This window comes from Brachybacterium sp. ACRRE (assembly GCF_022346485.1).
Classification (GTDB): domain Bacteria; phylum Actinomycetota; class Actinomycetes; order Actinomycetales; family Dermabacteraceae; genus Brachybacterium; species Brachybacterium halotolerans.
The window spans coordinates 74,655-96,730 of the sequence record NZ_JAKRMO010000004.1 but is presented as its reverse complement, the minus strand read 5'-3'; the positions used below and the strand labels follow the sequence as shown (position 1 = coordinate 96,730).

Below are 22,076 nucleotides of genomic sequence, written 5' to 3'. Positions count from 1 at the left end.
GGGCGTGGGTCTTCGCATCCAAAAGCGCGTGAAGGTCAGCAAGAACGCGCACGTCAACGTGTCGAACTCCGGCGTCAGCACGTCCGTCAAGATCGGCCGACTCACCTTGAACTCCCGTGGCCGCAACTCGATCAGGCTGTTCAAGGGACTGAGCCTGAAGTTCTGAGGAGGACCCCATGCTGCCCTTTCGCGAAGCCTCGATCGGCAAGCCGATCGTCGCGCTCGTCCTCGGAGTGATCGTGCTGGTCGCAGTCCCACGCGACCTCTACGGATACCCCACCGCGCCCCTGGGGTGGATCGTGATCATCTGGGCCGGCGTGTGCCTGATCGGAGAGATCCTCGCCAACGGCACTGCCCGCGCCCAGGCGAACGGGAACTTGATGTTCCGAGAGGCCAACATGCTCTCCCCCAGCCTGCTCGGCGCGCTTGGATCCGTTCTGGTGGTCTACGCCCCGCCGTCCATCGGCACGGTCCCTCTTCACTCGGTCGGATGGGTCATCGTCGCGGGCGCCACCGCTTGGCTGATCCTCGAGGCGGTCGCCAACGGGGTGACGAGGGCCCGGCGCCGGCCGCGCAATGACAGCGGCGACGACGCCTCCGGGAGGCCCCCGATCATCCTGGAGTGAGCACCCGTCTGCACTCTCACTTCCCCTTCTCGCGGGCCCCGCCCACTGGGTTGAGCATGAGCAGAAAGTTCCCGGAGACCGTCCTCGTTCCCCTCTCCCACAACCGCCCTCCGTACCGCATCGACGACGTGTCCTCGGACAGCCGGTACGTGCGCATTCGCAAGACCGGCCCCGACGTCCTCGCGCTCGTCCCACCCGGCGACGACGCTCACGGGTACCGCACCCGACTGATCAATGAGCTCCAGGCCTACTCCACGAAGTCCATCACCACTCGCCGCTACGACCGCCTCCTGTACGTGCTTCTCTTCGGGTTCGTCCCCCTGCTCCTGATCGCCTCCCTCTTCGTCACCTCCGCCGGCATGATCCCCCTCCCGGACAACTCGGTGCTCTCCAGCACTGCACCGATTCTGTGCCTGGGGGCCCTGGTCATGTACCTGGTCCTCGCGCTCACCCCGAACGTCGGAGTCGCCTACACGCTGACCTCCGCCGTCTACCCGACCAACCCCGAGTACGCGCTGCGCGACATCGTCGCCTCCGGGTCCGGGATCCGCTACCTCACAGAGGACGACTTCACCAGCGAGGTCGCCATGGAAGCGCTTCGCCATGACGTCCTCGACCGCCCCTCGTCCGTGGGGGCGGAGGAGTGGGCGGCCCTGTGGGTCCTCGCCTCTCGCGACAGCCTGTACGCCTCGGCCCTGGTCTCGGTGCGCAAGCTCGCGCAGTTGCACCTGGACCAGACCCTCAAGGAGCGAAAGCGCGAGTTCGCCGCGGAGCTCCAGGTGTGTATCGAGGACCTGGGCGACACGTCTCCGTCTGCCCCGCCCACTTCTCCTGGCGAGGGCACCGATACGAGGGAGGCGGCATGAGCACCGGCAAGAAGATCCGCAAGCGGGACACGGGCGAGCAGGGCAACAAGGGACAGTTCGGCACCATCAGCCGCGCCGACGCCGACGTGGCCGTGCCGCAGGCCCGGTTCGCGGACACCGATGGCCCCGAGCGGTCTGCCCAGAAGTGGTGGGACCGTGCCGCCCAGATGACGGACGTCTCCGGGAAGGTGCCGACCATGGGGCGCGACAGCGGGCGCCCCTACCGCCGCACCTACAAGGGAGACGACTACAGCCTGACGATGCCCTCGCACGCATCGGTGCGGCGATTCGCAAAGGACGTCGCCACGCGCACCGGAGACGAGTCGCGCCCCTTCGAGATGCCCATCGAGTACACCGGGCCGGACGGCACGACCACGATGTCTGCAGTGCGCGTGTCGAAGAAGGGACGCTCCTACGAGGTCACGATGCCCACCGGGTTCGACCCCGAGCGCAAGGCCCAGGTCTCGGAGTCGGTGCGGGCGAGCCTCGAGTCGCGGCGACCGTCGCTGACTCGAGAGCACACCGCGCAGCTCGTGGCCTCCTACCGCCACCGCGCCGCAGGATCCGGGGTCGAGACCCGCAAGGCGGCGTCGTCCTGGATCAAGGGCATGGGCTACAACGCCGAGGCCCAGCAGGCGACCATCGTCATGAGCCCGACCAAGAACAACCCCACGGGCGCCTACGTCTACGACATGGACCCCGAGACGTGGGGACGAATGTCTTCGTCGCCCTCCGTCGGCAGGGCCTACAACACCTACGTGCGCCGCGCCGGCAACTCCAGCGTCGACGTGGCAGTGCAGTGCGCGGACTGCGGCCGCTACTACGGCACCTCCACCACTCACGCATGCCGCGCCAAGGTGTCCTGACCGTCCCGTGAACACCCGACACCGCCCACTACCTGCGTAACCGCACAGGAAGGGCGAGACCATGGACAGCACACGCGACCCGGAGATCAACTGGGAGGACCGCCTGCCCGCGCAGGCGTCAGCGCTCATCGCCGCGCTCTGCGCACTGGTCTCGTTCTTCCTCGGCGAGGACCTCGCACTGTTCGCCTTCCTCCTCGCTGCCGTCGGCGTGCTCGCCGCGGTGACGGCGATCGTTCGCCTCCCCTCCGATGGATGGCTCGTCCCCGAGGAGGCCCGGTGAACGCGACGGGCTCGATGAAGGCCTCCGAGTACGCCGCACAGCGCCGGGAGGAGGCCTCGAAGACTGGCCGCGCCCTGCCGCGCATGTCCGAGACCCTCCCGTCCCTACACGCGCGCGACAAGTTGTTCGTCTGGGTCGACAAGGGGCGCGTGCGCACCTCCGACGGCCCCATGAAGGGACGCGAGATCGCGGCCGTCCTGATGCACACCGACGACTCCGAGGGTCGCCGCGAGATCGTCATGCCCACGATGAGGGATCTGCGCCTGCTGCTGCGCGCGTTCTCCAAGGCTCGCTTCGACACCATCGACCAGCGCAACACGGTCCTCTCCGCCCGGCGCGTCCTCGACGTCGCGGTCGTCGCCCCCTGGTACTCATCGCTCACTGTCATCACCCGCGCCCTCGGCATGCGATACTGGGCCCCTTTCGAGGACACCGACGACCTGCGCGCATGGGGGCGCGCTCTCCGCGTGGCGGATCCGCACTCGGTCACCGGGATGCAGGACCTCTACCGCACCGCGATCCACGGATCGACCACGCACGGCGGCCTGTGCGGGCGCATCACCTCCGCCTGCGATCGCATCACCCGGTCGCGCTCATTCCCCAGCGCCCTCAACGACGCCCAGGCATATGTGGCGATGGAAGCCCTCGGCGACCAGTGGAAGGCGCTGTGCGCCGTCGACAGCACGCTCAGGCCCTACAACCTCGCGGGTCGACGCACCGTTGCCGCACTCCCCCAGCGGCCTTCGCGCGAACGCAACACCGAGCGCTGCCAGATCCCGGCGGGCTCGATCCCGTTCCGCGAGGGGTCCACCGTGTGGGTCGTGGACCCGCAGCACCCCGACGCGGATCTGCGGGGCGGCCGCGTCGCGGGGTTCGGGTACGACCAGGGAGACTTCATCCTCGAGGTCACCCCGGAATCGAAGGGAACATCGTCCTTCCGGAGGGCGTACGGGCGCGAGGTCTTCCTCGTCGAGGCCCCGTTCGGTGGCGCTGCCCGCTTCACGCGCAAGGAGCCCTCTGCCTGGGACGGGGGCGTGCCGCCGGAGGATCCCGTCGAGCGAATCGTGCCCGCCGAACTGTCCCTCGCAGGCATGGAGACTGCTCCCCTGTGAGCGTCCCGTGACCACGCGATCCCGCCCACTGGTAGGGCATGGTCGACATCCAGGAAGAAGTGTTCCGCGCGAGCATCGCGGCGAACGTCCCCGTGTTCATGAAGGGACTGTCCGGCATCGGGAAGTCCTCGGTCATCCGCGACTACGCGACCGCCTCGCGCCGGCATCTCGAGCGCGTGGTGATGATGCACAAGGAGAAGTCCGACGTCTCGGGAATCCCCTCGCTCGTCGAGGAGTCGCACACCACCGAGTTCGCCCTGCCCGGCTGGGCCTCGCGGCTGATCGACGCCGACCGCGGTCTGCTCCTGTTGTCGGAGTTCAACCTCGCCGATGAGGACGTGCAGAAGGCCTGCATGAACATCCTGCAGGAGCGACAGGTCGGGGAGAACACCTACCTGCCCGAGTCCGTGGCGATCGTTCTGGACGGTAACCCTCCCGACTACTCGGCGGGCGCGTCCGATCTTCCCGGGCCGATCGCCAACCGCATGCTCCACCTTGGCTGGGAACTGGACCGCGAAGCCTGGTTGAACGGGATGTCGACCGGATTCCCCATCCCGGAGAAGATCGTCGACGACGCCGACGCGCGCCCCGAGCGTGTGGCCCGAGAGCGCTCGCTCATCCTGACCTTCCTCGACGCCCACCGGCATCTCATCCACGATCAGCCCTCCGACCCCTCGGGTGCGGGGGGACCGTGGCCCTCTCCTCGCTCGTGGGACAACGCGATCCAGGTGCTCTCACGCCTTGACGAGGCGAAGGTCGACGCGCAGCGCATGGCGCTCGGCGGGCTCGTCGGGGACCGAGCGGCGGACGGGTTCATGCGCTGGCGGATCGAAGCGGCGGACTTCGACCTGCGCGCGGTGCTGGAGGATCCGTCCGCAGAGGACTGGACCCACCACCACCCGTCCAAGACCCTCACCGTGCTCGGCGCCGTCTCCTCCTACGCGGTGGACCGGGGAGAACTCGCCACCTGGAAGAAGGCCCTCGAGGTTCTCCTGCACTGCGCGGAGGTCACCGGGCGCAAGGACGTGTGCCTGCGCTCGGCGCGTCTGCTTCTCTCCCGCGCACCCAAGGGCGCACAGATCCCCCGGCGTGCCGAGGACGCCTTCGGGCCGATGCTGCGAAGTGTCGGGGCCTGGCGCTGAGGCGTCCCGCCGCACCTCCTACCCGCCCACTGACCTGGTGACCCACGAGAAGGAGAACCCCATGTCCGGCTATGCACGTCGCCTGACCACCGAGCAGGAGGACCGCCTGTCCGTGTGGCGCGCCCTCGCCGAGAAGGCTGCCCCGTACACCGCAGCCCTGCTGTATGCGGCCCGGTACGTCAACGCTCCTGGGCTGGGAACGCTCGGCGCTGTAGACCCTCGCCTGCGGGTGTTCCTCGACGTCGACGCGATGATCGAGAAGTGGACCGACGAGGAGAGCGCCCAGGTGCTCGTGCACCTGATGTTCCACGTCATGTTCGACCACCACTCCCTGGCCGAGCAGAAGCTGCAGTCCGACGGCGACCTCTCCCCGGACCTGTGGCGCATGGCGGCCGACGCCGCCGTGAACGACGACCTCGAGGATGCCGGTATCACCTTCCCCTCCACGGTCTCGACGACCGCCGAGCAGATCGGCATGGACCGGGGCCTGTCCGCCCCGGAGTACTACGACGAACTGTCCCGCCGCGCGCACGACGCGGACATGGACCTCTTCCACCTTCATGAGATGGCGAGCGATCTCATGGGAGGAGCGATCACCCTCGGGACCGACCTGCAGGATCGCGTGTCCCTCGACTTCCTCACCAGTACCTGGGAGGACCTGGACCTGATCGCTCCCCCGGCGGAGGACTTCGAGATCGTCGCGGCCGTCCACACCGTCGCCGAGGAGATCACCAAGGCCAAGGGGGCAGGGCCCGGACGCCTGGGGCGGTGGGCCGAGAAGATCACCGCGCCCAGCGTGATCCCCTGGCAGATCGTCGTCGGCGGGTACCTGCGCAAGGCCGCTCGGCGCAAGCCCCGGGGACTGCTCAAGACGTACTCCCGAGCCTCTCGCCGCCAGGCTGTGCGTGTGCGGATGCCGGACGGCTCCAGGGGGCGCAAGATCATCCTGCCGGGCACGGTGCGCCCCGTTCCCACGCTCGTGGTCATCCGCGACACTTCCGGGTCCGTGTCGGACCGCGAACTCGGCGAGATGAGTCGAGAGATCGAGGAGATCGCCGTCCAGTGCGGGGTGCCTGAGGATCGGGTGTTCGTCCTGGACGTGGACGATGCTGTCTACCGGGCACGGTCCCTGTCCGAGAAGGGGGTGCTCCGTTCCGCCACGGGTGGAGGCGGCACCGACATGCGCCTGGGCCTCGCCGCCATCCCCGAGGTGTTCACGGAGGCCCCGGAACTGGTCGTCGTCGCCACGGACGGCGGCACCTCCTGGCCCGAGACGCCGACTGCGTTCCCCGTGGTCGCGTTGGTCACCTCCGACGGGAAGGACACCACGCCCGCGTGGATCCACTCGGTCTCGGTCCACGGCGTCCCCGCCTGACGTCCCCTCGCTGTCCCGTGGGTACCCGGGTCCGCCCACTGGGTGGGGGAACCGGCAGCAGATGGAGGAATCGTGGCGCTGAGCATCGCAGACCTGAACACCCTCGGGATCGACACGTCGAAGGCGCCACGCGTCGAGCCCTCCCCCGAAGAGGTGCGGGCCTCGCGCCAGGTGCCCTCGTGGCAGCGTCTCGTCCCCGGGTCCGTTCTCTCGCGGGCCCTGTACGAGACGGCGTCGGGGCGGCGCGTGACGATCATCGACTCGCCTCCCGGTTCGGGGAAGACGACGCTGCTGGTCGACGCGGCCCTGTGGCTCAGCGCGAACACCGACCTCACCCTCACGATCGCCGCCCCCACCCGGTCGGCCGCCACCTCGGTCGCCGAGCGCCTCGCCGCGGTGTGGGAGAACGCCTCCGTCGTGCTCGCCCTCAGCGGAGTGGACAAGGCCTCGACCACGGCGATCCACGCTCCCGGCAACGGCTCATTCCAGGGGGAGCCCGGGGACATCGTGGTCAAGACCATGGCCTCGCTGGGCATGAGCACCAGGGCCACGAGCGATGTGCTGATCGTGGATGAGGCCTACCAGTCGACGTTCGCGTCCCTCGCCGCCGCCGCGAAGGGCTGCGAGCAGGTGCTGATGGTCGGAGACCCCGGTCAGATCGGGCCCGTCACGACCGCCGATACCTCTGTGTTCGAGGACAGCCAGTACCCGCCCCATGGCCGGGCCCCTGATGTTCTGCGCCGTCACCCGGCCGCGAAGACCCTGCACCTGCCCACGTCCTACCGGCTCGGGCAGCGCACCGTGGACGCGATCGCTCCCCTGTACGACTTCTCGTTCGACTCCGGCCGCCCGGACCGGCGCATCGTCGGCCATGAGGAGATCGAGAGTGTGCAGATCGACCGGGACGACCCCGTGGACCTCTACGCCGACGTGGCGCGCCTGGCCCAGACCTACGTGGGTGCTGAGGTGTCCACCGACGACGGGGTGCGCCCGCTGACGAGCAGTGACGTGTGCGTGGTCGCGGGCGACAACATGGCAGTCAACGGCATCGCCGGGTTCCTGTCGACCCTGGGCCTGTTCCCCGGGATCACGGTCGGCACCGCCGATCGGCTGCAGGGCGGGCAGTGGCATGCGGTGATCGCGGTCGACCCCCTCGCGTCCGCTTCGACGGTTTCCGACCATCACCTCTCTCTGGGGCGCCTGTGCGTGATGGCGTCTCGCCACATGACCCACATGGTGTGGGTGCACCGTGCGGACTGGCGGGCCCTGATCGCGGAGCAGGACGTGGAGGACATCGAGCGGATGGTCACGGTCCGAGAGAGCCTGGTGGGCTGACCCGTGCGATCCCGCTACGCCTGTGCGACGCGCTGTGCGGCGGCGAGGAGTTCTGCTCGCAGCTGCTCGAACGACGCGGCGGGTGCCACCTCTTCCCGCACCTCGCGGGTCTGGTCTCCGACGGTGATCGTGCCGGCAAGGACGATCAGGTCCCCTTCGCGCAGGATGTCCAGCTCTCCGTCTGCGATCCCGTCCCCGTCGACGTCGATCTCGAGGTCCTCTTCGAGCTCCATCTCTTCGATGGCCTCGGTGAGGTCGTCGTCGCTGAGCGAGCCCAGGTCGAGGTCTGCTTCACCTCGCCGGGAGCGACCGAACTGCCCCTTGTTGCCGGGCTCTCCGGTGTCGCGCTTGCGGGTCTTCGCCATGCGGGCCCTCCTTCGTAGATCTCTGGGTCTCGTCCTGGCCAGTGGGCGGGGGCCGCCGACCTGCGGCGTCTCGAATCGTGAGCGCCCGATCGCGTCTCGTGCGGTGTCCCCGCCCACTTCTCTCAGTGCATACCTCAGGGGTCGGAGAGTCCGGCCCCGTCGCCCATCCGAAACGGAGGCAGTCCCGATGACCATCACCGTGTATTCCAAGCCCATGTGCGTCCAGTGCGATGCGACCAAGCGCGCTCTGGCCAAGAGCGGCGTCGACTTCGAGGTCGTGGACATGGCAGAGGACGCCGCGGCGCTCGCCCACGTGAAGGAGCTCGGCTACGTGCAGGCGCCCGTCGTGGAGGCCGGGGAGGATCGCTGGTCGGGCTTCCGCCCCGACAAGATCAAGGCGATCGCTCATGCACTGGCCCCCGGGGAGCCGGCCATCGCCTGATCCCGCTGCTGTGAGAACGGCCCGCACACCATCCCGGTGCGCGGGCCGTTCTCGTGGTCCAGGGCTACTGCTCCGGGAGCCACCCGGGGACGCGCTCGTCGAGCAGACGTCTCCGATCCTTCTGAAGCGTGCCCTTCCTGGCGGCCTGGCGCTGCCTGTTCAGCCAGTCTCCGATCACGGGGGTCGCGAGCGGTGGGGTCCGCCCGTGCTCGGCGACGTACCGGGCCAGATCCTCGAGATGCCCCATCCACTTCCGGTCGCGGTCGTTGCCCTCGGGAAGCCACCCGGGAACATGCTTGTCGAGAAGGCGTCGGCGATCCATGCTGAGGGTTCCGCGCCTCGCACTGGAGCGCTGGTTGTGTAGCCACGCCCCGATCCTCGGGACGCTGGCGGGTGGGGTTTTCCCGTGCTCGGCGATATAGGCCGTGAGCTCATCGAGGGTCTGCTCGACGGGACGCCTTTCCCGCATCGACAGGTCCCAGCCTGGTGCTGTCTCATCCAGGCGTCGCCGACGCTCGGGGTCGAGTCTGCCGATCCGCTTCAGGCGGACCTGGTTCATGCGCCAGATTCCGGCAGCGGAGGATCCGCCCATGACGGGGTGACGGCCATGCTCTTGGACGTAGTCGCGCAGCGCGAAGAGCTTCTCCTCCCATCGTGCATCGAAGTCCGGCGTTTCGTCCCACCCTGGCACGCGTTCGTCGAGTTCACGGCGCAGCGTCTCTCGCAGATCTCCTGAGCGGGAAGCTTGACGCTGGTACGCGAGCCAGTCCCCGGCCGCCGAGCTGTGCTTCTTCGGGAGTTCCCCGTGCTTTTCCTTGTGCTCCAGGACGGCAGCGATCATCTTCTCGGCACGCTGCTGTGGGGTTTCGACCTCTGGGAGCCAGCCCGGTACGCGCTCGTCGAGTGCGCGCCGACGGTCATCTTGCAGGGTGCCGGCGCGTGCCTCCTGCCGCTGGTCGCCGAGCCAGCGCCCGAGTCCTCCGGCTGCACGCTTGCTGGGGAGTGCGCCGCGGTCGGCGACGTACTGGGCCAGATCTTCGAGGTTGTCCATCCACTGCTGGTCGCGGTCGTGCTCCCACTCGGGAACGCGCTCGTCGAGCAGGCGCCGCCGGGCCTCCTGGAGCTTTCCACTTCTGGCAGCCGTGCGCTGGTTGCTCAGCCATGCTCCGACCATCGAGCCGCCATTGGGCGGCGTCTGTCCGTACTCGGCGACATACCTTGCGCATTCTTCAAGATGGTCCATCCACTGCTGGTCGCGGTCGTGGTCCCATCCAGGAACGCGCTCGTCGAGCAGGCGCCGCCGGTCCTCCCGCAGCGTGCCCTTCCTGGCAGCCTGGCGCTGCCTGTTCAGCCACTGCCCCGGGCCCGAAGTGCCTTCGAATGTGGGCTGTCCGTGCTCGTCGACATAGGCCGCGAGGGTCTCCAGGCGCTCGAGCCAGACTCGATCCCGGGATCTCTCGGTGCCGCCAGAGGTCGTAACTGGACTCATGTCGTGGACAGTGGGCGGGCTCCCGCCACCGCGGGACGTCGACGGGTCTGCACGCCGCTCATCCCACCACATCGGCGCCGTCCCGCCACTCACCCGCCCCGCCCACTTCCTCTCTCGAGAAGGACGAGCGAGGAGTTCAGCCATGGCGACCACCAAGATCCGCAAGCGCGACACCGGCGAGGCCGGCAACAAGGGCCAGTTCGGCACGACAGCCCGGCCCGACGCATCGGTCACCATCCCTTCCCCCACACCCGTCAGGCACGGTCGCACCATCACCGTCGGCGCCGAGGCCGCGCACCTCGTGTTCGAGATCGAGTCGACCTTCGACGAGAGCGGCCGCACCCTCATACACGTGCAGATCGACCGGGAGCACCTGCCCACCTCCGCCTACCGCGTCGGATCGGAGCCGTGGGACGTGGACGATGACGACGTCACCGACGACCAGGTGGACTCCTACCTCGAGTGCCGCAGCGATGACCCCGAGGCCTTCGCCGAGGATCTCGGGTTCCCCGGAGGCGCCCGCTGGGATTCCCCTACCAGCACCCTCGAACTGACCCACGAGGGGTTCGAGGGCATCGATGACGACGAGCTCTCCGCGACCGTCACCGAGACCCTGCGCGACTTCGACGACGACCTGCGGCTGCACGAGTGGTCGTGACCCGGCGTCCTGCCAGAGGTTCCCCTGACACAGGACGAGCATGTGACGTAGCGTACGTTCCGCACCATCCCTGACTCAAGGAGCCCTCGATGAGCCGCCACTCACTTAGAAGAAACCGAGTCAAAATCTTTGCAGCGACCGCCCTAGTCGCCCTTACCGCTTCTACCGCGTCAGCTTCCGCGGAACCAGCCAATACTGAGGACGATAGCTGCTCCGAGACCAGCTACCAGGCAGGCGATTGCCTGTGGTTTGCCGCAAGCCCGGGGGAAGACCCGCTCACCCAAGGTGTCGGCCAAGCGATCGAGCGCGGCGACACTGACGTCGCCGACAAGTTCATCGCGAAGTATTCGAAGGCGAACGACTTTTCGTCGAAGCAAACTGCCACACTGCGAGCCGAATCGAAGGAGGCCGCGACACCCAAGGAAGCTCCGTCCAAATCAACCACGACACCCCAAGTACAGATGAAGAAGGGTGGAGGCACTACAAGCGGGTTCACCAACACTGTGGCAGACACGGTTTCGTACGGGCCTTGCGGACTTGGGTCGTGCAAGGTGATCGGGAAGACTCACGTAGACTTCCGATACGAGCTCGAAGGCGTCGCAGATTTTTCGCTTGTCGCCGACTTTGATGTGAAATCAGGGCCTAAGATTCTGCTGCACGAAACTCGCTGTCGAACAAGGTTTAACCACGGAGCCTGGCCCGATCAAACCGTGCACACGTGGGGCAATTGCAAGAAGTACGGGGGCCCGACTGGGTATCTCCCCAGCTTCTCGATCCATCTCGAGAACTGGGGCGGAGGGACCCGCGGAGAGATCTACCACCCTGACTACCGACTTAGTTTCAACGTCAAGGGCGGTGCGGATGTGACCAAGAGCTGGAGAGGTCACGACTACAAGATTCGAGAGAGTGGATCAGGCAGACCGTATTGGGTCTGAGTCGTCATGATTGGCCGCGCCCAGTCGGTCCGCCTTCGCGCAACCGACTGAGCGCGGCCTCATATTCAAGACGTTGCGCTTCCATCGACGCTGGGGACAATTTGCGCAACTGTGTCGAAAGAAGTTGTCGCGCGACATCGAGCTCGCATCCTAGTTTAGACGACACTTCTCTCGCTGGATCGTCAGATCCGAGAGACTGAATTATCTTGTCCAGATTATTCGGAAGCTCGAGGAAATGTGGGGCAAACCGTGCTATAAATTCGTCCATTTCGCGCTCCTGTGCGCTGTACACGACACGACCATTTTTGCGCATCTCGGCTCCTCCTCAAGAACGCTGCAAGTTCCACGCGATGGTAGCAACGCTCGTACGAGGATGCGCGCCTCAACTCGGTGGCCCCGACTCACTGTCCCGCCAGACGGGGCGCCCGCCCACTTCTCGGTGTGAGACCCCATCGCGATGAAGAGGAGCGGCCCGACATGCCAGAGAACGCGTCGAAGACCCCGAAGATCCGCAAGCGCGACACCGGCGAGGCCGGCAACAAGGGGCAGTTCGGGAGCACGAGCCGCCACGAGGCCGACGTCGCCGTCGCCTACGACCCCATGGATGATTCCCTGGAGTGGGACCACGAGGACGCGGGCATCCATTGGGAGTACCCGGCGACCGACGCCGAGAGCACGTTCCACGACAATGGCACGATCGCGGACCGCGTCCTGCTGGACGGGACCATCGAGCATCACGACGCCGACGGCACCCTCACCCGCGTAACCCGCGACGACGGGTCCACCATCCTTATCAACGGCGACATGGACCATCCCTACGTCGTGCACCGCAAGCTCTCCGAGTTCGCCTTCGAGACCCACGAGCTCAACCGCATCCAGGCCCGCGCTCGATTCACAGAGATGACCCCGGCCCTGTCCGCCCACGATCCTGAGAACGCCGATCGCCTCGCCGACGCCATCGCCGACCGGGTCGCCGCCGATGACCTCTACGAGGTCGAGGAGCTGTGCGAGTCCGCTGCCCAGCAGCACGCCATGGCGACCTGGCTGCGCGACCACCCGCGGGCGAACAACCCCCACGCACCCGCCGCAGCCCCGGAGTCCCTGAGCGAGGCCCGCAGGATGCGTGACGTTCTCCTGGACAGTTTCGCCGTGGATACGCAGTCCCAGGAGCTGCCCACCGACCCCGGCTACACGCCGATCATCACGCTGGGACGCGGCAGGCCCACCTTGAGCGTGGAGGTGCGCAACGTGCCGGACTCCCTCACCCGCAATCGGTACGACGGCGGTGAGACCCTTAGTCCGGCCGGTGAGGAGCTGCGCGCCCGCGTGGAGCGCTCCTGCCGGCGTTCGCAGATCGAGGTCGAGACCGTGGCCCTCGAGTCCGACTGCCAGCGGGCGATTCGCAGGCTGCGCACGCACCGTGAAGCGATGAGGAGCGAGGTGGAGGCGGCATGATCGTTGCCGGTATCGACCTGTCCCTGTCGTGCACGGGGCTCGCGCTCGTCCGATCCCCTGAGCGTGTGGAGACGTCGACGGTCACGTCGAAGCCGCCGCCGCCAGGAACGGAGACCCTCAGGTCGCGCTTCGAGCGCATGGAGAAGATCTCGGAAGGGGTGCTGGCTGTCGCCGGCAACGCAGACATCGTCGGCATCGAGGCCCCCGCGTACGGGATGCGCAACGCCGGGAAGGTCCACGACCGCTCAGGCCTGTGGTGGCACATCGTCGCGCTCCTCGAACGGGAAGGGGTCCCTGTCGTGGAGGTCTCTCCGCCATCGCGGATGATGTACGCAACGGGGAAGGGCAACGCGGGGAAGGACCTCGTGCTGGTGACCGCGGCGTCGACCTACAAGCAGGCGAGCATCACCGGGAACGATGTGGCGGACGCGGTGGTGATCGCGGCGATGGTCTCCCGCCTGGTCGGTCAGCCCATCGAGTTGCGTGAGCCCGCGCAGGCGAAGCTGAAGGCACTGGCAAAGGTGCACATGCCCGCAGCCCTCGGGGCGGCCGTTGCCTGGAGGAAGGGGTGTCGTGGCGTATCGAAGGCCGGGTGCGGCACCGAGGTTCGGCGGGCTCATCCTTCCCATATAACCCCCTCGGCCTCCTGGTTTCACCCACGTGCGTGAGCTCCAGGCAGTTGCCGCACATCCATCGTATCCGGGATTCACCGGTGTGGCTGAGCGCTGTCCCGTCATCGGTCCAAGCGGCACTGGGGTGTCCTGCGGGACAGTCCGCTCGCCCACTGTGATCCCGAGACGAGTGTGACGCCGCGCGAGGGCAGGACGTCTCCGAGGCGGGCCTTGGGACATGACAGACCCAGGTTCCCCACCGCGGCCGAACATCTGCGAAAGGGACGAACCATGACGCTCGGCAACGTGTGGTCCAAGGCTGCTGGGGCTGCCTCCAAGGTGCTGCAGTGGGGGTGGGGAGCGATCAGCCGGTTCGGGCGGCGCATGCCGTAGGCCAAGGTGCTCGCCTTCGTCGGTCTCACAGCGCTCTCTCCCTTCGTGGCCGTCACGCTGCTTTAGTTCGCGCGGTAGGCCGGCACCGAGACTCCCCAGCAACAACGGCATCCCTTCGGCGTGGACGCTCAGGCGCCCGCCGGGCGGGTCAATGGATGCCATACGGCTCAAGTTGATGCGAGTGTCGGATCCCGCTCCCGTACTTGGATCTGCCGATGACAGGACGTGCCACATTTCGCCCCGACCTAACCCTTCCCCTCCCGACCTTCAGCGCGCGACGCCACGTTCACGGATGCCGCGAAGCGCTCGCCCGGCTAGAATGCCTGAGCACAGGGGTGCATCCTGTAGACGGCCGGTGTTGGCGCCTTCACGGAAAGTCATACCTGCCGGGTTCCCGATGGACCCATCCGGCGACTGGGGTCTCGCTCAATCCCGCCACAGTCGCGAGGCGGACACCCGCAACTAGTTGGGAGCCACTGTGCCTGAAGCAACACCGCGGGAGGCGACGGAGAACGTGGACGGCGAGTTCGCCCAAGATACCGTTTCGGAGCGAGTCGAGGTAGACGTAGCCTCGGGGCCCTCGACGCCGTCTTCTGGGATCACGGCGCCCGATCTCGCGTCATTAGCGCCAAAATATGTTGAATCCCAGCACCAGTCCTACCTGGAGCGGCTGACAGCTGCCTTGGACGATGAGCGGAACCGCAACATCGCGCTCACCGGTCGATACGGGGCCGGCAAGTCGAGCATTCTGGGTAAGTACGTCGAGGAGTACTCAAGCACCACGCTGCGCCTGGCGATCTCCTCGCTCGGTCCGAACGACGAAGGCTCGTCGCTGACGAACCGAATCCAGAAGGAGGTCGTAAAGCAACTCGTCTACAGCGCCGAACCGTCCACCCTTGAGAGGTCGCAGTTCCGGCGACCCGTCGAGCTGTCGTGGGGCAAGGCGACGTTGCAGGCTGGCGCTGTGCTGGCTCCCCTGGCGGTGCTGTTGGCGCTGATGGGCTGGTTGCCGACCCCCGAGGTCGCGAAGTCAGCCAACCCGCTTCTCCAGGGCTTGGTGTGGCTCGTGCTGGCCGGCATCGCGCTGGCCGCGGGCACGGGCGTGCGGCTGCTGACCCACGAGAAGTTCTTCGTTTCCGACCTTTCCGCCGGGGGCGCCAAAGTGAAGCTGTCGGAGAAGAAGCTCACCTACTTCGACGAGTATCTCGACCTGATCGTGAACTACTTCGACTCTGAGAACATCGACGTCGTCATCTTCGAGGACCTCGACCGGTTCGACGACCCGCAGATCTTTGAGGCTCTTCGGGAGCTGAACACGCTGCTCAATGGGCCCAAGCGCGGCAAAGCCCGGTCCGGACGGCCGCTGCGGTTCGTGTACGCGGTCCGCGACAGCCTGTTCGAGAAGATCGGCGCCAAGCAGGACCGAGTCAGCCAGACCGACGCCGCCGCGACGACTGCAGACGCGAGCATGCGAGCGACTCGTCGTGACGACGCCGCAACCGCGGAGACTGCCAGGGCAAACCGGACCAAGTTCTTCGAGATTGTCATCCCAGTCGTGCCGTTCATCTCGCACCGTAACGCCCGTGACCTGCTCAAGGGCCGACTCGACGATGTTGGCGTGAGCATCGAGCGTCCGCTCGTTGACCTGGTGGCTCGACACTGCACCGACATGCGGCTGCTGCGCAACATGGTCAACGAGTACCTGGTGTTCGCCGAGCGGCTCCTGCACCGTGAGAAGCGTGCTCCGGAGCTGGACGAGACAAAACTGTTCGCGCTCGTGGCGTATAAGAACTTTCACATGGCCGACTTCGAAAACATTGCCCGCCGCACCAGCGCCCTCGATGTCCTCTATGACGACCGCCGCGGCATCATTCGCCTTGGCGTCGAGCGGCTCGAGAGAGAGAAGCGCGCTGTGCTCAAGGCGGGCGCGCGACCTGCGTCCGTCCGGCCGTTCATTCGAGAGATGGCCAACCGTCTCAACGCGGTGGCAAGCATGCTGCGAGACGAGAAGGGGCTGACCGGACATGAGGTGCTCTACCGAGTCGGCGACGAGGACTACTCGACGCCGGACGCCGCATCGGCCGTGTTCTGGGACCACGCGCTCGATACGGCCAGCATCACCATGATTGTTCGCCGGCGCGGCCTCGGAGATGTGACACTCGCTTCTGTGCACCAGGAAGAGCTTGAGAGTCTCTACCCGGAGCTGTTAGAGGGGCGGTGGGAGGAGCGGAACGAGAAGGCAGCGCAGGCCGAGGCCGCGAGGCTCGACACCCAGATAGCCGATCTCAGGGGTGCCGGCTTCCGCGGCGTCATCGAGTCCACGGGCAGCTACACAATGCCCCAGTCCCTGGCCGGGACAGGCGGCCCCGGCACCGTCGCATGGCAGGCCGCCGCAAACGGCGACACCTCGACAGAGGCGGTGACGATGGCGGATCGGGTGCACGAACTCCTCGAATCCGAGCTCGCGCGCGACCTGGTCCGCGGCGGTCACATCGACCTGAACTACAGCGTGTACGCCGCCCAGTTCTACGGCAGTTTCGCCGGTATCGACGTCCACACGTTCCTCATCCAGACCGAGCAGACTAACGGCACCGACATCGACTACAAGTTCGACAGTCCGAACGCCGTCCAAAACCTGCTCGCCGAAGCCAGCGCCGACTTCACCGCCTCGGTCAGCGCGTTCAACACCGATGTCGTCGACTGGTTGCTCGACTCTGACCACGGCGGCGCCGACGACGTGGTCGAGCACCTGATGCGGGTTCACGACACAAGCGATATCGCACGGCGGTTCATGGCCACCTACCTGACCTCCGGGAAGGCACGAACCGAGTTCGTGGCCCGGCTCGCGCACGAGGCGTGGCGGCCTGTCTTCACCCACCTGGTCAACAGCACGGACGTGCCCGACGACGTCCGCGTCGAGCTCGTCGACGTAGCGCTGCGAGTTACCACCGCGGACACCATCAGCGCGTTTGACACCCCCGCCGACGTCGCGCACTTCGTGCTTAGCCACTACCAGCAGATGCTGGCCTACACGGACCCCCAGGACGCAGGAATCGCAGACGCGGCAGCAGCGCTGCTCGTGCGGTGCGACGTGCGCCTGTCCGACCTGGACGGACTCCACGACGATGTGCTCCAGCGTGTCGTGAAGACGGACCTGTACGAGCTTAGCGCCGAGAACCTGCGCCTCGCCGCGAGCATCGAAGGCCCCGTCGCCCTTGACCCGCTCCTAGAGGCGGCACCGGACACCGCCTACAGCTACTGCTTGCGCAACCTCCACGAGTACCTCGCCCTGGTTGCCGCCGACGACGCTACAGACCCCGCCATCACCCACGAGGCGACGCTCGTCGACGTGCTGAACACCGACGAGGCGGCCGATTGGTCTTCGAAGCAGCGGGAGGCGCTACTCAGCGCCACCGCGGCCACGGCGACCCTCAGCGACCTCAAAGCGGCACCACCAGCGACGTGGAAGTCGCTGGCTGGAGCCCACCTCTTCCGCGCCACCGCGGCGAACGTCGAGGTTTACCTGGACCAGGTGGGCAGCATCGACACCGAGCTTGGTGAGCTGCTGACCGCCGCCGGCGCCTTCACCGTCGACACTTCCGGCTTGGGGTCCGCCGACAAAGCTGAGGAAGACAATGAGGAAGAGACGTCTCCGGACGTTCGCAAACTCGCGATCACCATACTGAACGCCCGCGTCGCCATCCCCTCGACTGAGATGCGGGCGCAACTCGCAAAGAGCCTCAACCCACAAGCCCACCTTCTCGCGACCGACATTGCCGCCGAGAACAGCGACCTGTTCGCCCGGCTCCTGGACGCCCGCCTGCTTCCCGACGACACCGACACGTTCGATCACCTCGCGACCGGCGGCTGGAACGCCATCAGGGCCGGCATCGAAGCATCCGAGAACGTGGCGACGTTCCTGGCCCCCGAACACGTCGCCGACGCCGTCGGCGACGTGCTCGAAGACCCAAGGACTGCCGACAAAGTCGGTCACCGCATCTTAGGAAACCTGGACTCGTTCGTCTCCGACGAGAACGCCTATACCTGGACACAGATCGCCGAGTACGCGTTGCGGACCCACACAGTCCTCACGTGGTCGCAGCTGCAGCGACTAGCAGCGAACAGCACGATTCCGGCGCAGCAGACGATGCAGCTCATCAGCATCGCTGACCCGCAGCCGGCGGAGGTACCGGAAGTTCTCGCTGTGGTCTCGCATCTTGAGAGTCCGTGGTGCTACCTGGCAACTCGCGAGGCCGAGAAGTTCGACGCACCCGATGATGAGTCGGCCATCTCTGTGCTCCAGTTCCTAGCGTCGCAGAACGTGCTCAAGGTCAACAGGCCGAAGCTCAACGGAAAGCGCACCGTCACCCTCCTGTAGAACGTGGAATTCACCCATACTCTCCGACGGACCACGTCCCTCGACAGGGCGACCGGCAACGGCCACGATTCGGGCCCTCGTCCACTTGACGCCCCTAGATGACGCCGTTCGTCTTGGATCGCGGCGGTGCCCTGGCCTGTGCGGAGTCACCAATAGCAGGTTGGTTCGCGGTTCATTGATCCCTGTCCTTTTGCGGCGAACGTCGCCAGATAGGCCACTTGAGAACGTCCGCTCATACCGCGATCATTAAGTCACACCCCAAAATGTTGGTTTGCCTCAGCTGAAGTGGCCCCGGGTCACAGCGAGGTGGGTGGGAGGGGATGAGCCTAGTAACTTGGGGTGTACTTTCCGGGGGTACGGAGCGCCCGGTCATCCTCGGCAGCACGTGCGTGGTCCTCAAACCCGCGGTGTGGATCGGCAGCATCTACGGGCGGCGTTCCCGGGCCGAGGAGCGCGAGGGCCTTCGTCATGGCCGGCCCCTGTCCAGGCGGATCGCCATGCTCCAGCCGGGCAGTACTGAGCTTGTCGCAGAGTACGGGGACGCAGTGGTCCAGGCAGCGCGTGCGGCTGCTCCATCGGGTGCGGATGCTGCGGTCCTGCATGAGCGTGCTCGGGATCTGGCTGCTCGCTTGGCTCCGAGGCAGTGGCAAACGCTGGGCCGCCGGTCCGACCACGAGGCTGCGCATTCGGTCGTCGCACTACCTTGGCGCCGTGATCCAGGGCTTCTTGAAGCTCTTCAGTGCCTTCTTCTGTCCGACATTGGCTCCGCTCTCTCGCCCTTGAAGGGCGGCGTCGATCTATTCGGATGAGTGCCCGCGTTCGGCGAGGTGTCCCGCTTAGTGGGACTAGGCACGGGCGCCGACGTTCGGCGGCCTCATCCGTCCCACGTAACCCCTCGACCTCCTGGTGTCCCCCACTTGCGTGAGCTCCAGGCAGTTGCCGCGCACCCCTCGTACCTGGGACTCACTGGGATGTCTGCCCCATGCTTCATCATATGACCGAGACCTGCTTCGGTGTCCTGCGGGAGGAGCACCCCGCCCACTGTGATCCCGAGACAAACACGACGGGTTGCGGAAGTGGTGAAGATGGCGGAGCGTCTACGGGCCTACAAGTGCGCGCTGGACCCGACCCCTGCGCAGCGCGCACGCCTCGAGCAGTGCGCCGGCGCCGCCCGGCACGCCCATAACCTCCTGGTCGCCGAGAATCGGGCCCGCGGCGACCGATATCGCCTCCTCCGCGACCACCTTGCCACGCGTGGCCTGGGCCCCGCCCAGCTCACGACGGTGCTCCGGGAGCATGAGGTGGAGTGTCCGGGCGAGCCTGTCCGCCCAATCGGCTACCAGGCCTACGCCACGCAGTACCTCACCGGCATGATCGCCGAGCACCGCGACGCCGCGGCCCGCATCACCTGCGGCGAGGACCCCGCGGCGGTGTGGACCAGCGACCGCTCCGAGGTCCCGTGGATGCACGAGATCTCCCGGCGCGTCCACGTCTCCGGTCTCCAGCACGCCGACGCCGCGGTCAAGAACTGGTTCGCCTCGCTGACCGGGGCGAGGAAGGGCCGCAAGGTCGGGGCACCCCGGTTCAGGAAGAAGGCCAGCTCGCGGGACTCCTTCACCATCCCCTCGCCTGAGGCCATGGGGCCCCGCGCTAGCTATCACCGCACCCTCGACGAGCGCAACGGTCCGATCAGCGACTACCGGCATCTGCGCCTCGCCGGCCTCGGAACGCTCCGCACTCACGACACCACGAAACGCCTCGTGCGAGCCCTCGACCGCGGCGCGGCCCTCCGCTCGTTCACCGTCTCCCGCTCCGGCACCCGCTGGTACGTCTCCCTCCTCACCGCCGAGCACGCCCCCGAGCCCCAGCCGACTCGTGCGCAGCGTGCCGCGGGCGTCGTCGGCGTCGATGTCGGCGTGAAAGTCCAGGCCGCCCTGTCCACAGGTGAGCTCGTCGACAACGTCCGCCCCGGCGCCCGTGCGACGAAGCGCATCACCCGGATCCAGCGCGCCATCGCACGCTGCGAACGCGGCTCACGCCGCCAACAAGCCCTCTACAGGCGACTCGCCGCCGCGCAGCACCTCGTCGCACTCCAGCGGTCCACCGCCCAGCACGCCCTCACCAAGCGTCTCGCCACGGGCTTCGAGCATGTCGCGATCGAGGACCTCAACGTCGCCGGCATGAGCTCGTCCGCCCGCGGGACGCTCGAACAGCCCGGACGCAACGTCCGCCAGAAGGCGGGCCTGAACCGGGCGATCCTCGACGTCGGCTTCGCCGAGATCCGCCGGCAGCTCGACTACAAGACCAGCTGGTACGGATCCCGGCTCCATGTCATTGACCGGTACCTGCCCTCATCGAAGACCTGCCATGCTTGCGGGACAGTGAAAATCAAGCTGTCCCTGCGTGAGCGTGTCTTCGAGTGTGAGTGCGGGTGGCGCGAGGACCGAGACGTTAACGCCGCGAAGAACATCGCCGCGTTCGCTGTCCCGGATCTCGCGGTCACTGGTCATCTCGCCGCCGGCAGGGCGGAGAGACGAAACGGACGCGGAGACCGCGTCGCTGGTCCTCCACTCGAGGTCGTCAGTGACACGGTCGACGATGCGTCAAGACCCCTCCGCCGCGAGGGGCCACCGGTCGGGAGCAATCTCGGCCTGTTCCCACACTCCGCACGGACGGGGTAAGGGCCCTGCTCAGCAAGGGGCCCGCCCGTGCACGCAGGGGAAAGCCAGGGGTATGTCCCGCAGACAGCGGGGTCCAGGGTCTTGCCCGTTCACGCAGGGTACGCCCTTTTCGACGCGCTCGCAGGCTCGCTTATTTGGATTCCGCCCGTGTACTCAGGGAACGGCCCAGCTTCTTCCACATCCATCTCTCTGCAGACGTTATGCCCCACGAGCACACCGGGCGCGCCGGGCGGACACCCACAAGTTCGGACACCACCCCATAAGAACGGCCGCAACCTAGAACAGTGGTCCTACGCCGCGCCGCAGTTCTCAGTCCTTCTTGAAGCTCCGGAGTGCTTTCCGTCCGCCGACGGGGTGCTTGACGTCTTCGCCTCGCAGTTCAGCATCGATTTGCTCCGATGAGTATCCGTGATCGGCCATGTCGCCCGCGTACATCTTCTGAGTCGTGGTCGCGACTGACGAAACCTCGCGGCGCAGCTGCTCGAGCTGGCGCTTGAGGTCTGTGTTGTCGTCGGGGAGGCGCGTGAAGCCCTCGGGGTGACGTGCGGCGAACCCGGGCATGGCGTACCGCGTGGAGATCTCGGCTGGAGTGCCCGTGTAGTCGCCGACGGTCACCTGTGTGGTCTCGAGCTGCTGCTGCTCGTCGTTGGGCAGGGTGTAGCGGTAGGTCCATGCGAGGTGTGTGCGGACGGCGTCGCGGACGGCGAAGCGGTCGAGTTCCTTCGGGATCTGCTGCTGCCATCTCCGCACTACCTCGTTGTGCCTATCGGCGTCCTCGCGTGCCCGGGCCTCGTACTCGGCCTGGCTCCACCCGAGCCTGCGGGGCGGCGCCTGCCACTTGCCTCCCACCATTGCCCCGATCGTCGCGGTGCGGCTCTCGGCGTAGTCGTCCATGACGGACTGCAGGACTTCGTCCGGCACCGGGACGCTCGACCACCATTGCAGGTGCTCCTCGGCGCTGTGCAGTCGTGCGGGGAAGTAGATCGACCCGTCGGCCCCGTCGGTGCTCATGGGCACGAGTGTCGCATCCGCGCCCACTTCTGAGCGAGCAGCACTGGTGAACTGCC

Annotated in this window: 19 protein-coding genes and 1 pseudogene; 17 read left to right on the top strand and 3 right to left on the bottom strand. The window is 66.9% G+C overall.

The features are described from left to right. The first annotated feature begins 4 nt into the window (after nucleotides 1-4). The 9 genes from MHY49_RS02215 (at nucleotide 5) to MHY49_RS02175 (ending at nucleotide 7,602) form a co-directional block, all read left to right on the top strand. Nucleotides 5-166, top strand: a complete 162-nt coding sequence (locus MHY49_RS02215) for a DUF4236 domain-containing protein (protein WP_239202240.1) — start codon at nucleotides 5-7, stop codon at nucleotides 164-166. A 10-nt stretch (nucleotides 167-176) separates the two neighbouring features. Beyond that, nucleotides 177-626 carry a hypothetical protein gene (locus tag MHY49_RS02210; protein WP_239202239.1) on the top strand — a complete coding sequence of 150 codons (450 nt, stop codon included), beginning with the start codon at nucleotides 177-179 and terminating at the stop codon, nucleotides 624-626. Nucleotides 627-682: 56 nt separating this feature from the next. After that, a complete protein-coding gene (locus tag MHY49_RS02205; protein WP_239202238.1) occupies nucleotides 683-1,492 on the top strand; it encodes a hypothetical protein in 810 nt (269 codons plus the stop codon). Continuing rightward, the gene (locus MHY49_RS02200) at nucleotides 1,489-2,358 is read left to right on the top strand and encodes a hypothetical protein (protein WP_239202237.1); all 870 of its coding nucleotides are present in this window, start codon (nucleotides 1,489-1,491) and stop codon (nucleotides 2,356-2,358) included. The genes MHY49_RS02205 and MHY49_RS02200 overlap by 4 nt, the downstream gene beginning before the upstream one ends. A gap of 61 nt (nucleotides 2,359-2,419) precedes the next feature. After that, complete coding sequence (locus tag MHY49_RS02195) at nucleotides 2,420-2,638, top strand: hypothetical protein (RefSeq protein ID WP_239202236.1); 219 nt, start codon at nucleotides 2,420-2,422, stop codon at nucleotides 2,636-2,638. Continuing rightward, nucleotides 2,635-3,750 (top strand): hypothetical protein, encoded by a 1,116-nt coding sequence (locus MHY49_RS02190; RefSeq protein WP_239202235.1) that lies wholly within the window; start codon nucleotides 2,635-2,637, stop codon nucleotides 3,748-3,750. The genes MHY49_RS02195 and MHY49_RS02190 overlap by 4 nt, the downstream gene beginning before the upstream one ends. A 38-nt stretch (nucleotides 3,751-3,788) precedes the next feature. Continuing rightward, nucleotides 3,789-4,892 (top strand): hypothetical protein, encoded by a 1,104-nt coding sequence (locus tag MHY49_RS02185; protein WP_239202234.1) that lies wholly within the window; start codon nucleotides 3,789-3,791, stop codon nucleotides 4,890-4,892. A gap of 61 nt (nucleotides 4,893-4,953) precedes the next feature. Then, nucleotides 4,954-6,267 (top strand): VWA-like domain-containing protein, encoded by a 1,314-nt coding sequence (locus MHY49_RS02180; RefSeq protein ID WP_239202233.1) that lies wholly within the window; start codon nucleotides 4,954-4,956, stop codon nucleotides 6,265-6,267. 72 nt (nucleotides 6,268-6,339) lie between these two features. Beyond that, nucleotides 6,340-7,602 carry an AAA family ATPase gene (locus MHY49_RS02175; RefSeq protein WP_239202232.1) on the top strand — a complete coding sequence of 421 codons (1,263 nt, stop codon included), beginning with the start codon at nucleotides 6,340-6,342 and terminating at the stop codon, nucleotides 7,600-7,602. Nucleotides 7,603-7,616: 14 nt separating this feature from the next. On the opposite strand, the gene MHY49_RS02170 is transcribed toward MHY49_RS02175, so the two are convergent. Further along, nucleotides 7,617-7,967 carry a hypothetical protein gene (locus MHY49_RS02170; RefSeq protein ID WP_239202231.1) on the bottom strand — a complete coding sequence of 117 codons (351 nt, stop codon included), beginning with the start codon at nucleotides 7,965-7,967 and terminating at the stop codon, nucleotides 7,617-7,619. Nucleotides 7,968-8,154: 187 nt separating this feature from the next. Here MHY49_RS02170 and nrdH point away from each other — a divergent pair, with 187 nt between their 5' ends. Beyond that, on the top strand, nucleotides 8,155-8,409 hold the full coding sequence (gene nrdH, locus MHY49_RS02165) for a glutaredoxin-like protein NrdH (RefSeq protein ID WP_239202230.1): 255 nt from the start codon (nucleotides 8,155-8,157) through the stop codon (nucleotides 8,407-8,409). 64 nt (nucleotides 8,410-8,473) lie between these two features. Here the strand turns inward: nrdH and MHY49_RS02160 are convergent, their stop codons facing one another. Continuing rightward, nucleotides 8,474-9,898: a helicase associated domain-containing protein gene (locus MHY49_RS02160; protein WP_239202228.1), complete on the bottom strand. Its 1,425-nt coding sequence runs from the start codon at nucleotides 9,896-9,898 to the stop codon at nucleotides 8,474-8,476. A 142-nt stretch (nucleotides 9,899-10,040) separates the two neighbouring features. On the opposite strand from MHY49_RS02160, the gene MHY49_RS02155 reads away from it, so the two are divergent. From MHY49_RS02155 to MHY49_RS02130, 7 genes and pseudogenes are all read left to right on the top strand, one after another. Further along, the gene (locus MHY49_RS02155; protein WP_239202227.1) at nucleotides 10,041-10,556 is read left to right on the top strand and encodes a hypothetical protein; all 516 of its coding nucleotides are present in this window, start codon (nucleotides 10,041-10,043) and stop codon (nucleotides 10,554-10,556) included. Between the two features lie 89 nt (nucleotides 10,557-10,645). Then, nucleotides 10,646-11,491, top strand: coding sequence for a hypothetical protein (locus MHY49_RS02150; protein WP_239202225.1), 846 nt, complete (start codon nucleotides 10,646-10,648; stop codon nucleotides 11,489-11,491). Nucleotides 11,492-11,968: 477 nt separating this feature from the next. Then, nucleotides 11,969-12,946, top strand: a complete 978-nt coding sequence (locus MHY49_RS02145; RefSeq protein WP_239202223.1) for a hypothetical protein — start codon at nucleotides 11,969-11,971, stop codon at nucleotides 12,944-12,946. Further along, entirely contained in the window at nucleotides 12,943-13,614 is a 672-nt protein-coding gene (locus tag MHY49_RS02140; protein WP_239202221.1) for a hypothetical protein, read from the top strand. The genes MHY49_RS02145 and MHY49_RS02140 overlap by 4 nt, the downstream gene beginning before the upstream one ends. Before the next feature lie 850 nt (nucleotides 13,615-14,464). Next, on the top strand, nucleotides 14,465-18,328 hold the full coding sequence (locus MHY49_RS02135) for a hypothetical protein (protein ID WP_239202219.1): 3,864 nt from the start codon (nucleotides 14,465-14,467) through the stop codon (nucleotides 18,326-18,328). A 1,085-nt stretch (nucleotides 18,329-19,413) separates the two neighbouring features. After that, nucleotides 19,414-19,527, top strand: a pseudogene (locus tag MHY49_RS19280) (helix-turn-helix domain-containing protein); the annotation flags it as partial. Nucleotides 19,528-19,629: 102 nt separating this feature from the next. Then, nucleotides 19,630-21,009, top strand: a complete 1,380-nt coding sequence (locus tag MHY49_RS02130; protein ID WP_239202218.1) for a transposase — start codon at nucleotides 19,630-19,632, stop codon at nucleotides 21,007-21,009. Nucleotides 21,010-21,318: 309 nt separating this feature from the next. Here the strand turns inward: MHY49_RS02130 and MHY49_RS02125 are convergent, their stop codons facing one another. Then, complete coding sequence (locus MHY49_RS02125; RefSeq protein WP_239202216.1) at nucleotides 21,319-22,020, bottom strand: hypothetical protein; 702 nt, start codon at nucleotides 22,018-22,020, stop codon at nucleotides 21,319-21,321. Nucleotides 22,021-22,076 lie beyond the last annotated feature (56 nt).